This is a genomic window from Sorangium sp. So ce131 (assembly GCF_051519095.1).
In the GTDB taxonomy this organism is placed as follows: domain Bacteria; phylum Myxococcota_A; class Polyangia; order Polyangiales; family Polyangiaceae; genus Sorangium.
The window spans coordinates 904945-919316 of record NZ_CP150455.1; the positions used below are offsets into that span (position 1 = coordinate 904945).

Annotated in this window: 13 protein-coding genes; 7 read left to right on the plus strand and 6 right to left on the minus strand. The window is 71.1% G+C overall.

Annotated elements, in window-relative coordinates:
- Nucleotides 1-176: 176 nt before the first annotated feature.
- Together WMF43_RS03370 and WMF43_RS03375 are read left to right on the plus strand one after the other, a co-directional pair.
- Nucleotides 177-2321 carry a HAMP domain-containing sensor histidine kinase gene (locus WMF43_RS03370; protein WP_437677479.1) on the plus strand — a complete coding sequence of 715 codons (2145 nt, stop codon included), beginning with the start codon at nt 177-179 and terminating at the stop codon, nt 2319-2321.
- Nucleotides 2311-2679: a response regulator gene (locus WMF43_RS03375; RefSeq protein ID WP_437677480.1), complete on the plus strand. Its 369-nt coding sequence runs from the start codon at nt 2311-2313 to the stop codon at nt 2677-2679. Before WMF43_RS03370 ends, WMF43_RS03375 begins: the two co-directional genes overlap by 11 nt.
- On the opposite strand, the gene WMF43_RS03380 is transcribed toward WMF43_RS03375, so the two are convergent.
- Nucleotides 2667-3647 carry a squalene/phytoene synthase family protein gene (locus WMF43_RS03380; protein ID WP_437677481.1) on the minus strand — a complete coding sequence of 327 codons (981 nt, stop codon included), beginning with the start codon at nt 3645-3647 and terminating at the stop codon, nt 2667-2669. The genes WMF43_RS03375 and WMF43_RS03380 overlap by 13 nt on opposite strands.
- A gap of 1367 nt (nt 3648-5014) precedes the next feature.
- Between WMF43_RS03380 and WMF43_RS03385 the strand changes: the two genes are divergently transcribed.
- From WMF43_RS03385 to WMF43_RS03395, 3 genes are all read left to right on the plus strand, one after another.
- The gene (locus WMF43_RS03385) at nt 5015-5536 is read left to right on the plus strand and encodes a hypothetical protein (protein ID WP_437677482.1); all 522 of its coding nucleotides are present in this window, start codon (nt 5015-5017) and stop codon (nt 5534-5536) included.
- 252 nt (nt 5537-5788) lie between these two features.
- On the plus strand, nt 5789-6934 hold the full coding sequence (locus tag WMF43_RS03390) for a hypothetical protein (protein ID WP_437677483.1): 1146 nt from the start codon (nt 5789-5791) through the stop codon (nt 6932-6934).
- 83 nt (nt 6935-7017) lie between these two features.
- Nucleotides 7018-7491, plus strand: a complete 474-nt coding sequence (locus tag WMF43_RS03395) for a hypothetical protein (protein WP_437677484.1) — start codon at nt 7018-7020, stop codon at nt 7489-7491.
- A 35-nt stretch (nt 7492-7526) separates the two neighbouring features.
- Here WMF43_RS03395 and WMF43_RS03400 read toward each other — a convergent pair whose 3' ends face one another.
- From WMF43_RS03400 to WMF43_RS03410, 3 genes are read right to left on the minus strand one after another with little or no spacing between them, the layout of a single operon-like run.
- On the minus strand, nt 7527-9107 hold the full coding sequence (locus tag WMF43_RS03400) for an AMP-binding protein (protein WP_437677485.1): 1581 nt from the start codon (nt 9105-9107) through the stop codon (nt 7527-7529).
- A gap of 9 nt (nt 9108-9116) precedes the next feature.
- Complete coding sequence (locus WMF43_RS03405) at nt 9117-9395, minus strand: acyl carrier protein (RefSeq protein ID WP_437677486.1); 279 nt, start codon at nt 9393-9395, stop codon at nt 9117-9119.
- Nucleotides 9396-9414: 19 nt separating this feature from the next.
- Nucleotides 9415-10797 carry a pyridoxal-phosphate dependent enzyme gene (locus WMF43_RS03410; protein ID WP_437677487.1) on the minus strand — a complete coding sequence of 461 codons (1383 nt, stop codon included), beginning with the start codon at nt 10795-10797 and terminating at the stop codon, nt 9415-9417.
- 184 nt (nt 10798-10981) lie between these two features.
- Here WMF43_RS03410 and WMF43_RS03415 point away from each other — a divergent pair, with 184 nt between their 5' ends.
- Both WMF43_RS03415 and WMF43_RS03420 read left to right on the plus strand, forming a co-directional pair.
- On the plus strand, nt 10982-11608 hold the full coding sequence (locus WMF43_RS03415; protein ID WP_437677488.1) for a hypothetical protein: 627 nt from the start codon (nt 10982-10984) through the stop codon (nt 11606-11608).
- A 120-nt stretch (nt 11609-11728) separates the two neighbouring features.
- Nucleotides 11729-12163, plus strand: a complete 435-nt coding sequence (locus tag WMF43_RS03420; protein ID WP_437677489.1) for a VOC family protein — start codon at nt 11729-11731, stop codon at nt 12161-12163.
- A gap of 54 nt (nt 12164-12217) precedes the next feature.
- Here the strand turns inward: WMF43_RS03420 and WMF43_RS03425 are convergent, their stop codons facing one another.
- Together WMF43_RS03425 and WMF43_RS03430 are read right to left on the minus strand one after the other, a co-directional pair.
- Nucleotides 12218-12844 (minus strand): hypothetical protein, encoded by a 627-nt coding sequence (locus tag WMF43_RS03425; protein WP_437677490.1) that lies wholly within the window; start codon nt 12842-12844, stop codon nt 12218-12220.
- Nucleotides 12841-14313, minus strand: a complete 1473-nt coding sequence (locus WMF43_RS03430) for an AAA family ATPase (protein WP_437677491.1) — start codon at nt 14311-14313, stop codon at nt 12841-12843. The genes WMF43_RS03425 and WMF43_RS03430 overlap by 4 nt, the downstream gene beginning before the upstream one ends.
- Nucleotides 14314-14372: the final 59 nt, after the last annotated feature.

The window sequence follows — 14372 nt, forward strand, 5'->3', positions numbered from 1 at the left end:
CCGACCAGCGACCTGACTCATCGACCTGGAGCGGCGGGCACCGCAGGCGCGGACCCCGAACCCGTGCTTCAACAGGGGGGGTGATGGACGTGGCGATCAGCCGAGCCGCGTGGTTCAGGATGTGGAGTTCCGGGAGGACACGAAGGGCAGGGACTCCGTCCTTCACGCCACGCGTCGTGGCCTATGCGTTCGGCATCGAGCTGCCCTATAGCTTGCTTGTCCCGGTCGCACACCTCCGGCTCCTCGGCGTCTCGGATTCGGCCGTCCAGGCGCGCATGCTCGGGTTGATCGGGCTCGCGTACCTCGTCAAGACGGCGGGCCTCATCGCGCTGCTCGTCTACATGCTGCGCCCGATCGAGCGCCTGCGGCGGTACGCCGTGGGCCGCGCCTTCCGCGGCGGGTCGGGCGCCGACGAGCCGTGCAGCGGCGGCGCGGCGCCCCCGGAGTCGCTCATCCTCGCCGCCGCGGACGCCGCCTACGACACGCCGCTTGCGTTCGCGACGGTGTGGGCCGTCTCCTGGGCGCTCCTTTATCTGCCCATCACCGCGGCGTTCTACGTGATCGCGCCGGGCCACGGCCCGCTCGGGGTGCAGCGCGCGATCGCGCTGGTCCTCTTCTCGATCGCGCTCTTCGCGGCGGCCTTGCCGCTCGCGTACAGCATCCTCGGCCGCCTGCTCTCGCCCGCCGCCGGCGCCATCTCGCTGATCGCCCGCGAGCGCGGCCTCGCCGTGCCCGGCAAGGGCTACTCGCTCGCCGTGCGCCTCGTCATCCTCGGCGTGTGCCTCGCCATCGCGCCGACGAGCTGGATGGCGGCGATGGTGCTCGGCGAGACGGCGGGGCCGGCGAAGCCCGGCCTGAACCTCACGCTGGCGATCTTCTCGGTGGTCGCGGTCACGTGGGCGCCGGTCTGCGCCGGCTTCCTCGCGGGCGCGCTCGCGGGCCCATTCCAGCAGGTCACGGCCGTCATCCAGAAGATCGTCCAGCGCGGCGAGGTCGACCGGCTCGAGCGGATCCCGGTCTACTTCAAGGACGAGATCGGCGCCCTCGCGGGCGGGGTCAACGCGATGGTCGAGCGGCTGGAGGAGTCGTCGCGGCGCAGGCGCAGCTACCTGGCCGAGCGCGAGCGCCTGCTCTCGGACGCGGCGCAGCGCGCGGCGCAGCTCGGCGCCGTGCTCGACAACCTCGTCGAGGGGGTGTTCGCGTGCGACCGCGAGGGCCGGCTGACGATGATCAACGCCTCGGGGCTCCGGCTGCTCGGCCTCGGGGACCGCTCGGAGCAGGCCGGCCGGATGGTCGAGGAGGTGATGGACCTCGACCGCATGCGCCGCGGCGACGGCCGCCCCTTCACGCGCGAGGAGCTGCCGATGGTGCGGGCCCTCGCCGGCGAGACCATCGCGCAGGAGGAGCAGGTGCTCGCGAACGGCCGCGCGGGCCGCGACGTCTTCCTGCGCACCAGCGCGGCGCCGATCCGCAGCGAGAGCGGGGCGATCCTCGGCGCGGTCACGGTCGCGCGCGACGTGACGGAGCTCATGGAGCTCGATCTCGTCAAGGATCAGTTCATCCGGGTCGGCGCGCACGAGCTGAAGACGCCGGTCGCCATCATGAAGGGGTACGCGCTGGCGCTCCTGCGCAACACGAGCGATCTGCCGGCGCCCCGCCGCAAGATGCTGGAGGCCATCGACCGCGGCGCCGACCGGATCAACCGCATCGTCGACGACCTCCTCGCCATCTCGCAGGTGTCGCTCGACGTGCTCAAGGTCTCCGAGGAGGACGTCGATCTGAAGGCGCTCGTGGAAGAGGCGGTCGAGCGCGCCGCGAAGTCGGCGAGCCGCCACCGCGTGCGGCTGTCGTTCGAGGCGGGGAGGCCGCCGGTCGTGCGGGCCGATCCCGAGCGGCTGCGGCAGGTGCTCGCGAGCCTGATCGACAACGCGGTGAAGTACTCGCCGGAGGGCGGCGACGTTGACGTCCACGTCGCGGTCGCCGAGCGCGCGCCGGCGTCCTCGCCGCCGCGCTGCGACGCCGCGCTCTTCTCCCAGCGCCGCGAGGCGCCGCCGCGCCGCGAGGTGGTCGTGTCGGTGCGCGATCAGGGCGTCGGCATCCCCGCCCACAAGCAGGAGCGGATCTTCGAGCGCTTCTTCCGCGCCCACACGGACACCCGACACGACTACGGCGGGATGGGGATCGGGCTGTTCCTCGCGAAGGACATGATAACCCGCCACGGCGGGCGGATCTGGTTCGAGAGCGAGGAGGACGAGGGAAGCACCTTTTATTTCACCGTTCCACTCAGCAGCGAGGCTCCCCGGGTCGACTATGACGGATAGACACGCAAAGACGGTGCTCCTCGTGGAGGACGACGCGGACCTCGTGGCGCTCGTCTCCCTCGTGCTCCAGGAGGGCGGCTACCGCGTCAAGATCGCGTGCAACGGCCGCGAGGCGCTCGCGAAGCTGGAGCACGACATCCCGGACCTCATCTTGCTCGACATGAAGATGCCGGTGATGAACGGCCCGGAGTTCGCCCGCGAGCTGGAGGTCCGGCACGGGCGGCAGGCGCCCATCGTGGTGCTCACGGCCGCGGCCGACGCGCACCGGCGGGCGGCCGAGGTCGGCGCCGACGCGTGGCTGGGCAAGCCGTTCGACCCGGACGCGCTCCTCTCGACGGTGAGGCGCTACACCGGTTGAGCGCGGAGGAGCTGCCGCCGCTCGGCGAGGTCGCGCCGCACCTCGGCCCAGTACCGCGCCGGGAACCGCCGGTAATCGAAGCCGAGCGCGCGGAATACCCGGGTGATGCGGGCGTAACGGCGCAGGCTCCATGTTTTCATCATCTGGAGCGAGGGGTGGAGATCCTGGGCCTCGATGAACGGTGCTGCCCGCGCATACAGCGCCGGCATGACCTCGTCGAGCCAGGAGCTCATGAGGGCACGGTAACCGAGCGTGTCGACGCAGCGGCCGGAGATCACCTGAGCGCGCGTGACGCCGTGGCGCGCGAGCTCCTCCTCGGGCAGGTAGCAGATGCCCCGATCGGCGTCCTCCTGCATGTCCCTCAGGTTGTTGAAGAACTGATCGAGCCGCCCGAACTCCCCCGCTGCGTCCCAGTGCTCCTTCGTCAAGAACGGAACCAGCTGGAAGATATGGCCGGACAGCCGCATCAGCATGGTGTCGTGGTCCTTCATCGTGCGAACGAGGAGGCTCGGGGCGTGGTAGTCGGCGAGCGCGTGCAGGTAGGCGTCCCAGGCGGCGAGCGCGCGCCTCGCCATCTCGTCCTGGCCGGCGCTGCGGTCCGGGCCGCTCCCGCCCTGCATCCAGAGCGCGCGGATCGCCGCGAGCTCGCCCGCGAACGGGCAGCTCGGATCGATGACCCCGCGCGCGCGGAGGCGCCGCCAGTCCTCCATGAACCGGCTGAAGCGCCGCTCGTGCGGCTCGATGCGCTCGTTCTCGGCGAGGCGATCGACGATGCGGATCCAGCGGATGCGGTCGATCCAGGCCTGCTTCACGTCGGGCGGAAGCACGAGGACCCAGGCGGCGTTGTCCTCGTCCTTCAGGGCGTCGTCGGAGAGTGCGCGGTAGTGCGATGAGCCGACGACCGCCGAGATGGGCGGGTAAGCAGCCCGCTCCGACACCGGCGCCGGAGCGGGTGAGCGAGGCAGCAAGGAGGGGTGAGGTTCTATAGGTTTCACGAGGTAGAGTGCCGCCGTTGGTTGTGCCTGCTGCCTGTGTCGCCCCGGGCTCGCGCGCGGCCATCAGCGACTATGGACGTGGCCCCCCATGATGGTTTGGATCACCTGTGACGACGCGGATCCCCGCCCCCCTGCGCGGCGAATCCTCCCGCTCCTCCACAAGGTGCAAGGAGAAGCCCGCTCGCCTTCCTTTATGAGGCTTCAACGTCTCCGAGTCGACGCGGAAATTCGTCGTCCAGGGCACGGACGCCGGAGATAATGCGTGAATTCCTTGCGTATTTGCACGCTCGTTGGGAACGCGCCGTCAATGCTCGTCGGCATATACCCAGGTGACGTACGTTGTCCAATGGATAGCTGCGAGCTCGTTTCCAGGCTCATGTGATCTCATGATCCGTCGCGATGGCTCTCCACGTGTCCAGGGCAGAGGGGATTCCGTTGTTTCCCGTCCACGGCGCGGCGGGTGTCATGTGAGCAGCCCTTCGGCTCACATCGCCCCGGGCGCCCGGACGGCGCGCGGCGCTCGAGCGCCGCGCGCTCGAGCATGGGTGTCGCGCGCTGCCCCGGGCGTGAAGCGCGGCGCGAGCCGGCCGCTCGCGCGGCCCGTCTCCCGGCGCTAGACGCCCTGCGCGCCGGATGATTCAGCGGCTCTCAGCGCGCCGCGGTGATCGCGGCAATGTACGGAGACATCACCCGAGGCGTGAGACTCCGTGCGCTGCGCCCGTGTCCGCGCGAGACGCAAGCGGGCGTCGCCGCCGCACCGGCGTCGCCGCCGCACCGGCGTCGCCGCCGCACCGGCGTCGCCGCCGCACCGGCGTCGCCGCCGCACCGGCGTCGCCGCCGCACCGGCGTCGCCGCCGCACCGCCCGGCATTGCGTGTGCCAGCCGGGCATGCCCGTCGCGTGTGCTGGCCGGGGGCCTGCAGAGGGCGACGGCGCCCGGGGCACCGAGGAACGGACGGCCCGACAGTCACGTGGACCACGCAGCCGAGCGCGCAGAGGGCCGCGCGCCCGGCGCGGGCGCCCTCGAGCCGATCCGTCGCGCGCCAGGGGAGCCCGCCCTGGCTCCCTCGTCGAGGATCCGCGCGACACCCGGATTCAGGTGGCAGACCAAGTGCGGTTTCCCCACATCGCTGCCGGGGCTCAGCACATCCACCCTCGGACTCCCATGTTGTCATTTCCTCGCTCGCTGGACTCGACATCTCGCATGTCGTTGTCCTGATTCGCCGCCGCGCGCCGGCGCCGTGCGGTCCTATCGTGCACAGCTGAGCTCGCGGTACATGGCTTGCTCCCGGGTGCCCCGCGGCCGCGCTCTTGGCCGCGCTTCGGAAGGGAGAAAAACGAATGAACCGAACAGCTCATCTCGGGGCGTTCATGACCGTGCTGTCTCTCGCCGCCTGCGGCGGCGGCGAGGAACCGGATGCCGCTCCGACGGACACCGCCATGAGCAGCAAGCAGCTCAAGGACCTGACGGCCGATGACGTCCGGTCCACCTGCGGCTCGCTCGAGGCGAGGGTGAAGCTCTCCAAAGAAGATGCCTGCGAGTACTGGGGGCTCATCGCGGCTCCTGCGCTCGAGAAGCCTTGCGCGACCCTGAAGGAAGAGTGCCTCTCCGCGCCCGACGCGTCGACCCAGGGCCAGGCCGCGGACTCGAGCTGCATGCCCCCGACCGACCAGCGCGCCGGCTGCACCGCGACGGTCACCGAGTACGAGGTCTGCCTCGTCGCGCAGACCGAGGTTGTAAGGGCGCTCACGTGCGATTCCGAGATGAGCGCGCTGGAGGCGACCGTCCCGGAGTGCGCCGAGGTGATGCGGAAGTGCCCGCAGCTCATCCCCAAGGACGAGGGCGGAGGCCAGGGACAGTAGTCCCGCGCTCCGCGATCCCGCCCCGGCTCCAGTGAGGGAGAAAAAGAGGTTCAACCGAAGCTCTCTTGTCTCACCTCTGCCCCCCTAAATTTCCCTCCATCCACTCCTCTCGGCGCTCCGCCGCGGTCTCCGGGGTCTCCTCGGCGTATGATGGATTCCGGCGCCGGCGCGTCCGAGGTTCAGCCCTCGGCGCCCGGCCTGCGCGAAGCCGCGGCTCCCCGCCGAGGGTTCGCTGGCACCGAGGAGGATTTCATGAAGATCACCAATGTTTCCGGAGTGTTCGCCCTGTTGCTGATCGCCGCCGCGGCCACGGCTTGCGGCAAGGACGAGCAGCCGCAGGCCGAGGCGAACGCGACGGCCGAGGTGACCGCCACCGCCGAGTCGGCGATCGGCGAGGGCGCCTACGTCGAGGAGCACGAGGCCGGCAAGGTCGCCTTCAACATCGCCGCCGACGGGAACGTCAAGGCGGAGGTGAGGGGGCCGGACGGCAAGCCGATCCGCGAGAACGTCGAGGGGACCCTCCTGTGGAAGGATGCGTCCGGGGACAAGACGATCCCGCTGACGCTCGACCCGAAGACCGGGCTCCTCGTCGCCGTTGGCCCGAAGCTCGAGGCCGACCTCACCCCGGTCGGCTACACGCTCAGCGTCGCCGGCAAGCCGCTGAGCGGCACGCTGCACGTCCCCCCGGGCGGCACCGCGGAGCTCTACGCGAACGCCAAGGCGTCGGCCGAGCTCGGGCTGCCCGAGGGCAAGCTCGGCCCGCACGGCGGGCGCATCGAGATCGTCGGCGACGACCGCCTGGAGCTCCTGGTCGACGAGGTGACCGGGGAGGTCCGCGTCTACGTGCTCGACGTCGATCTCAAGCCCGTCGCCATCGGCGACCGCAAGATCACGCTGGGCGTGGTCGCCGAGGCGCCGCAGGTGGTCGTCCTCGCCCCGGCGGTGGACGTGGACGTGGACGCGGACGCGGACGCGAACGCGCGCGCCTACCTGACCGGCAAGCTCGCGCTCGCCGCCGACCCGGTGAAGCTCACGATCGCGGTGCGGACCGCCGCCCGCGCCGCGGTCGTCCTCTGCGGCTACCGGCCCGGCGCGGCGTTCGCCGTCCACGCGCAAGCCCCGCGCCTGAAGGTGCGCGTGAAGACCGACTGGCACGCCCACGCCCGCGCGCACGCCGACCTGAAGGCGAAGGCCGACTTCGACCCGAAGGTCCACGTCCACGCCGGCGCGGGCGCCAGGGCCAACGCCAAGGCCAACGTCCACGTGAAGGCGCCGAGCGTCCACGTGCGGCCGCCGAGCGTGAACGTGCAGATCAAGGCGCCCCAGATCTCGATCCCCAAGCCGAGCTTCAAGGCGTCGGCGTCGGCCAACGCGAGCGCGAAGATGAAGCTGCACTGACGCGCGCGAGGGGGCGCAGAGGCGGCGCACGCGAGCGCGAAGGCGGAGGACCGCCGACGCCTCGCGATGCGACGGTCCCTCGCATGGCAAGCCCTGCCGCTCCGCCGCTTCGCGTCGCGGACCTGCCCCCCGACACGATCGAGAGGCTCAAGACCTTCCGGTACGACCGCATCATCGAGAAGCACGAGGGCCCGGACTCCTGGGAATGGCACCTCCGGGATCCGAACGAGCGGCCCTCGTGGCTCCCGGAGCCCGTGTCTCCGGACGTCGAGGACGATTACAAGCCCGACCCGGCGGAGTTCCTGCAGATCGCGGGCCATGACGTGCTCTTGCCGATCGGCCGGTCGCACCACCCCAACATCACGATCCTGCGCACCATCGTCGGAGATGACGGCAAGAGCCTGACCGTCTTTCTGAAGGACACGACTTACGTCGACGACCCGAAGCTCGAGTTCTTTTCAGCAGGCTTCCTCGCCGTGTGCGACCGCGTTCCGGGCGAGCGGTTCTATATCGCGCACGTGTACCACGAGTGGTTCATGGTGAAGCCCATCGGCTGACGCCGCGCGGATCGAACACCGCTCGTGGCCTCCGCTCATCCGAGCAGCGCGCGGTAGTTGATCTTCCCTGTCGGTGTCCGCGGCAGATCGTCCACCGCGACGACCTTCTCGGGGACCATGTAGGGCGGCAGCCGCTCCGCGAGGTACATCCTGAACGCGCGGTCGTCCGCGCCGCCGTCGTCGCGGGCGTCGCCGGAGAGCGCGACGAAGGCGCGGAGCGTCTTGCCGAGGCGCGGGTCCTCCACAGCGACGACCGCGGCCTGGCGCACGGCGGGGTGCGACGCGAGCGCCGCCTCGACCTCGCCCGGCTCGACCCGGTAGCCGCGGATCTTCACCATCCGGTCGATGCGGCCGCGGAAGTAGAAGAGCCCGTCGGCCTTGCGCTCCACCCGGTCGCGCGTCCGGTACGGGCCGCCGCCCACGGTCGTCGGCCCCGAGACCACGAGCTCGCCCGTGCCGGGCCCCTCGATGACGCGGCCGGTCCCGGCTTCCTCGTCCGGCCCGTCGAGCGCGACCAGCACGCACGTGGCGTAGGGGCACGCGGCGCCGATCGGGATCTCGCTCACCCCATCGAGCGCGGCGGGGTCGACGCGATGGAAGGTGCAGACGTTCGTCTCGGTCGGGCCGTACAGGTTGTAGAGCGCCGCGCCGGGGGCGCGCGCCGCCAGCGCCGCGAGCTCGCGCGACGGGAACACCTCGCCGGCGAAGAGGAGGGCGCGCACCGGCGGGCTGAGCGAGGCGGGGGGCTGCTGATGTTCCGCGCCGGCGGCGCCGGCCGCGGGGAGCGCCGCGACGAGCTTCATGAACATCGAGGGGACGCCGTAGATGATCGTCGGCGCGAGCGCGGCGATCGCGCCGCGGAGCGCGCGGCCCGAGGCGAGGTCGCGCCGCGCCATGGTCGCGAGCGTCGCGCCGGCGCGGAACGTCGCGAGGTGGTCGAACCAGGCGAGATCGAAGACGAGCTCGGCCACGCGCAGGACCCGGTCCCCCGGCGAGAGGCCGAGCAGATCGATGCAGAAGGCCGTGAACACGTCGAGGCCGGCCCAGGTGATCGGGATCGGCTTCGGCTCGCCCGTGCTGCCCGAGGTGTGCAGGATGCACGCGACCTCCTGCTGCTCGGCGCTCACGCCCGCGTCGCCCGCGTCGCCCGCGCCGTCCGCGTTGCCCGCGCTGCCCGTGGCGGAGGGCGCCCCCTCGCGCCGCACCCGCCCCTCGGCGTCGAGCTCCACCCGCGGCAGACCGGCGCCGAGCTCTGCGTCGAGGCCGTCCGCGAGGCCGGCGGCCGCGCCGTCGAGCACGATCGCCCGGCAGCCCCGGGCGCGTGTGATCCGGCCGAGCCGCGCCGGCGGCGCCGCCGCGTCGAGCGGGACCGCCACGGCGCCGGCCGCGAGCACCCCGGCGAGCGCCACCGGCTCATCGTGCGCGCGGCCCGTCGAGAGCAGCGCCACCCGGTCCCCCGGGAGCACGCCCGCCCCCGCGAGCGCCGCGCGCACGGCCGCCGCGCGCGCCGAAAGCTCGGCGTACGTCACCTGCGCGCGCGGGCAGGCCGACGCGAGGGCGACGGCCTCCCCGCGCGCGGCCAGATCCTCGAGGCGCAGCCGGTAGGGGGCGGCCATGCGGCGCCGCTAGCCCTGGGCCGCCGCGATGCGACCGGCGACGAAGCGCGCCATCCGGTCGACGGTCGACACCTCGTCGAGGTCCACCTCCTCGTCCGGGATCTTCACGCCGAACCGCTCCTCGACGAACACGAGCACCCGCGTCAGCGACATGGAGTCGAACCCGGACCCGCCGGCCAGGAGATCCTCGTCCAGGGCGAGCGGCGCCTTCCGGAGCAGGATCTCGGTCACGATGTGATCGTGCAGCGCGCGCCGCACCGTCTCGAGATCTGGAGTCACCGCGAACATCCCTTTCTGCTTCGCGCGATCAGCCGACCGCCGGCGTCGCCTTGCGGGCGAGGTAATCGATGAGGTCGATCTTGGAGACGACGCCGAGCACCGCCTCCCCCTCGAGGACGAGCGCGATCTTCGCGTCGCTCAGCACGCCTTTCAGGAGCTCGACCTTCGTCTCCGGGGTCACGGTCGCGTAGTCGCTCTCGACGAGCCCGCGGATGCTCGAGTCGAGGGTGCCGCTCCCCTCCACGAGGTGCCGGAGCAGGTCGATCTCGTGGACCATCCCGAGCAACTTGCCGCGCTCGGTGACCGGGAGCTGGCTTATCCCGTGCAGCTTCATCCTGTCGATGACCTCGCGGACGCGGGCGTTCACGTCGGCGGTGACCACCTCGCTGGGCTTGCCGGCGAGCAGGTCGCGCACCGTCCCGAGCCCCCGGTCCTCCTCGAGGAAGCCGTTCTCTCGCATCCAGTCGTCGTTGAAGATCTTCGAGATGTACTTGGAGGCGCCGTCGGGCAGGAGGACGAGGATGTTCTCCATCTTCCCGCTCTGGCGCGCGTACTTGATCGCGCCGGCGACGGCCGCGCCCGCGGAGCCGCCCACGAAGAGGCCCTCGAGCCGCACGAGGTCCCGCGCCATGAGGAAGCACTCCTTGTCGTCGACGCGGATGATCTCGTCGATGATCTTCAGGTTCATCGTGCTCGGGAAGAAGTCCTCGCCGATCCCCTCGACCTTGTAGGCGAAGGGCTTCGTGACCCGCTGGGTCTTCACGTAGTCGTAATAGAGCGAGCCGACCGGATCGACGCCGACCATCTTGATCTCGGGCTTCTTCTCCTTGAGGAACTTGCCCGTCCCGCTGAGGGTGCCCCCCGTGCCCATGCCGGCGACGAAGACGTCGAGCTCGTCCCCGCACTGCTCCCAGATCTCGGGCCCCGTGGACGCGGCGTGGGCGGCTGGGTTCGAGGGGTTGTGGTACTGGTTCGCGTAGAAGCAGTTCGGCGTCTCGCCGGCGATGCGCTTCGCGACCTGGTAATAGCTGCGCGGATCGTCGGGCTCGACGGCCGTCGGGCAGACGACGACGCGGGCGCCGTAGGCGCGCAGCGTCGCGATCTTCTCCTGCGACATCTTGTCCGGCATGACGAAGACGCACTTGTACCCGCGGATGGCGGCGACCATCGCGAGGGCGGCGCCGGTGTTGCCGCTGGTCGCCTCGACGATCGTCCCGCCGGGCCTGAGCCCGCTCGCCTCGGCGTCGCGGATCATGTTCAGCGCGACCCGATCTTTGTGGCTGCCGCCCGGGTTCAGGTACTCGCACTTGACGTAGATGTCGCTGGCGAGCCCGTCCGCGACCCGGTTCAGCCTCACGATCGGCGTGTGGCCGACGGCCTCCGTGATGTCGCTGCGCGCGCCTCGCATCATGCGGGTGATCGTCATAGCCGCCGCGTGCAGCAGCGACAAGAGGAGCCAGCGGGCGCGGCGGGCGGCGTCTCCTGCGCGGTCCGCGCGTCGCGCCGCGCCTCGCGCGCCGTCGGTCCACGGCTGTCGCGCCGGGGTTGTCACGCCGGCGCCTTCCCGCGCGTCTGAGCGTGGTATGCGGAAATCCATGCTCTCCCGACGCGCCTTCTTCGCCGCTGCCGGCGCGCTCTCCGCCAGCGCGTTCTCTTCAGGCCCGGCGCGCGCCGCCGGCCCCGCGCCCGTCCCGGCGGCGTTCCCGCTGTCGATCGCCGTCGCGGAGGGCGAGGCGGGCGCGCCGGTGCGCGACGACGCCTGGGTGGACGCGCAGATCGCCGAGGCGGTCCGGCTGTTCGCGCCGGCCGGCGTCGCGCTGCGCAAGGTCGGCTCGCGCGCGCTCCCCTCGCGCTTCGCGAAGCTCGAGACGCGCGCGGACCGGGATGCGCTCGCCGACGCGCTCGAGGCGCGCCGGATCAACGTGATGGTCGTCGCGTCGCTGCGGGACGTCGACGACCCCGGGCGATTCCGGATGGGCGTGCACTGGCGCCACCGGGCGACACCCGACCGCCGGTTCGTGATCCTCGCGGCGCACGCGGCGCCCAGCGTGCTCGCGCACGAGCTCGGTCACTACTTCGGGCTCGGCCACAGCGGCACCGCGGACAACGTGATGAGCTACGTGCGCACCGGCGCGCCCGTCTCGTTCAACGCCGCGCAGCTCGAGAAGATCCGGTCGTCTGCGCGCAGGTACGCGGCTGGCAAGCAGCTCGATCCTGCGTAGGACGGCGGCTCCTCCCGCGGGCGGCCTGGACGTGCGCTCGCGGCAGCGCCCAGCCCGTCGGCTCGTCCGCCGCTCGCGGCCATTCCAGCGGAGAAGAATAAAAATAAGGAGAGTTTACGAATGAACCCCAGGATGACTCATGTCGCGCTCCACGTGGGCAACATCGACGCAACGATCGCCTTTTACCGCGAGTTCTGCGCGCTCAAAGTGGTCCACGAGCGCGTCGACGCCGGCACGCGGGTCGCCTGGCTTGCCGAGGAGGGGAAGGAGCGGACGTTCGTCCTCGTGGTGATCGAGGGCGGCCGGCGCGCGCCGCAGGCGCCCGAGGACATGAGCCACTTCGGCTTCGCGCTCGAGAGCCGCGGCGCCGTGGACGAGATCGCGCGCCGCGGCGGGGCGCACCTCGCCTGGCCGCCCACCGACCTGCCCTATCCGGTCGGCTACTTCTGCGCGCTCAAGGATCCGGACGGCAACTACGTCGAGTTCTCCTACGGCCAGCCGCTGGGGCCCGGCGCCGAGGCGCGAGACACGGCGCTGCTCGGCGCTTCCAGGTGACGGCCTGCGCCGCGCGGTGGAGCGGACGGACCGGGCGGAGCGGCGCGCTCGAGCTCAAGGGCTCGCGGCCAAATCGCGCAGCGCAAGGGTGAGCTCGTCGCGGAAGGCGCAGAAGGCTGGCAGCACGCCGAGCGCCTCGAGGCGGACCCTCCCGCCGAAGAAGTGGTAGAGGTTTTCCGGCGGGATGCGAAGCCGGGCTTCCGCCAGAAGTCGGCGCAGCGTGAGCTTGGGATCGAGCTCGCGCTCAGGATCCCGTGGAAGCTGGGCGTCCGCGACGCCCAGCGCGCGGAAGACTTCCCGGTCCGCGAGCATCCAGGCCTCGATCTCCCGTACCGGGATGCACGCGGCCGCGGCGATTTTCCTGTCCTTTCGGAGCTCGCGGGCCGCGACAATCCCGGGATCCACCTGGCGCCTCCGCACCTCCGCCGGATCACCGGCGCCGTCTGCATGGATCACGAACAACGTGCACTCCTCCCACCGCTCGTGGATCGCCGCGGCGATCTTCTCGGCGCGTCCCCCCGAGGTGCCGCGCGGCGCATCGATGTCCTCGCTCTCGGCTACCATGTAATTCCCTGGAAACAGATCTGCCGCGAGGACATCCAGCAAGCGATCGAGGAGCTGGCAGAGGAAGTCATCGTCGGTGCGTCCCTCGGCGAAGACGCCTGCACGGATGTAGATCACTCGGCGGCCTCGGTGCCTGCGGCGTCGAGCAGGGCATTGATCTCGCGCAAGGACACGGTGAGCCTGCCCCGGTCGGGCCCTGGGGTGACTGCGACCCTCCGAGCTCGGCTGACGAGCTGCCCGTCACGTCGCACGGTATCGATGAACCGAATATGCTGCGGCGCGGAACGCAGCGCGGCGAGGACGACCGGCGAGTGGGAGGTGAGCAGGATCTGCGGTGGCCAGGCCCATCGCGGCTGCTCGATGGGCGCTGCATCGATCGGAGCCGAGGCGTCATGCTCCACCGGTGGGCTGTCTCGCTGCTCCAGCGCTGTTTCCCGCAGGAACGTGAGCAGCCTGCGCAGACGCCCGGGGTAGACACCGTTCTCGGGCTCCTCAATGCCGATGACAGCGGAGCTCGGCTGGCCGCGGAGGACCGTGAGGATGGCGAGGAGCCGCAGCGTCCCGTCCGATACGAGGCGCGCTGGCAGACGTTCTCCCCCAGACAGCTCGAAGTCGATAAGGAACGAGTCGCCTTCGGGCTCGACATGGAACGAGGAGACGCCGGGCACGAGCGCGACCAGCTCGGCGCGGATCTCACCAAGGATGGGGGGCGGTAGATCCGCGAGGACTGTTGCCAGGTTGGAAGCGTCCGGCGCGAGTGAACCGGCGCCGATGCGCTCGCTCGGCTCGCGCAGCCGTCCGATGTCGAGCTGGAGGAGACGGAAAGAGGACAGCTCGTCCGCGACGGCCGAGATCCTTTCTCTCCATGGGTCCGGTCCTGACAGGCGCCGATCCGCGATCGCTCTCCGATGGACCACCCCTGCGCCGCGTCGTGGCTGCTCGCCCAGGGGCTCCTCGACGCTCTCTCCCTGCGCCAGGGGTTGAAGGACATCCCCGAGCCGTTGATGAAGGGAGGCGAGGGCCGTGTGCGTGTGAACAGCTTGATACTGAACGTCTTCTGGCGCGGCGCGGACGGCGACACGTCTCCCGAAGGTGGCCTCGAAGCGCTGCGCGAAGAGGTCCTGACCACCATGCGTTGCCTGCTCGGTGTTCGCGAGCTCCGCGCCCGGATCCGGCTGGCGCTCCTCGTCGCGTTCGAGGAGGCGCAGGCGTTCGTCGCGCACGACGAGGTGTTCCGCCCCGGTCGGGCGCGCCCGGCGCTCAATGACGAGCTCGTAGCGGTAGCGGTGCGAGCGCGCGGCCGTCTCCCCGCTCTCCACCACGCCAGGGAGGAGCACCTCGACCGCGAAGCGAATCGCCCGCCCGGCCTCACCCTTCGATCGTGTGAACTGATCGATGCTGCGACCGCGTCCCTGCTTGAACGCCTCCTCGAGCGGGCGTGCCGCGAGGCGGGAGAGGAGCGCCAGCGCGTCCAGGATGTTCGACTTGCCCGCGCTGTTCGGGCCGACGAGCACCGTGAACGGCTCGAAGTCCACCGCGAATTCACGGAGAGACTTGAACCCGTCGACCTCGAGACGCGTGATCATTGATGGCGTAGTATCACCTGCCGCTCGCCGGGCCACGAGGCTTCGGCAGTCTCCCTGTC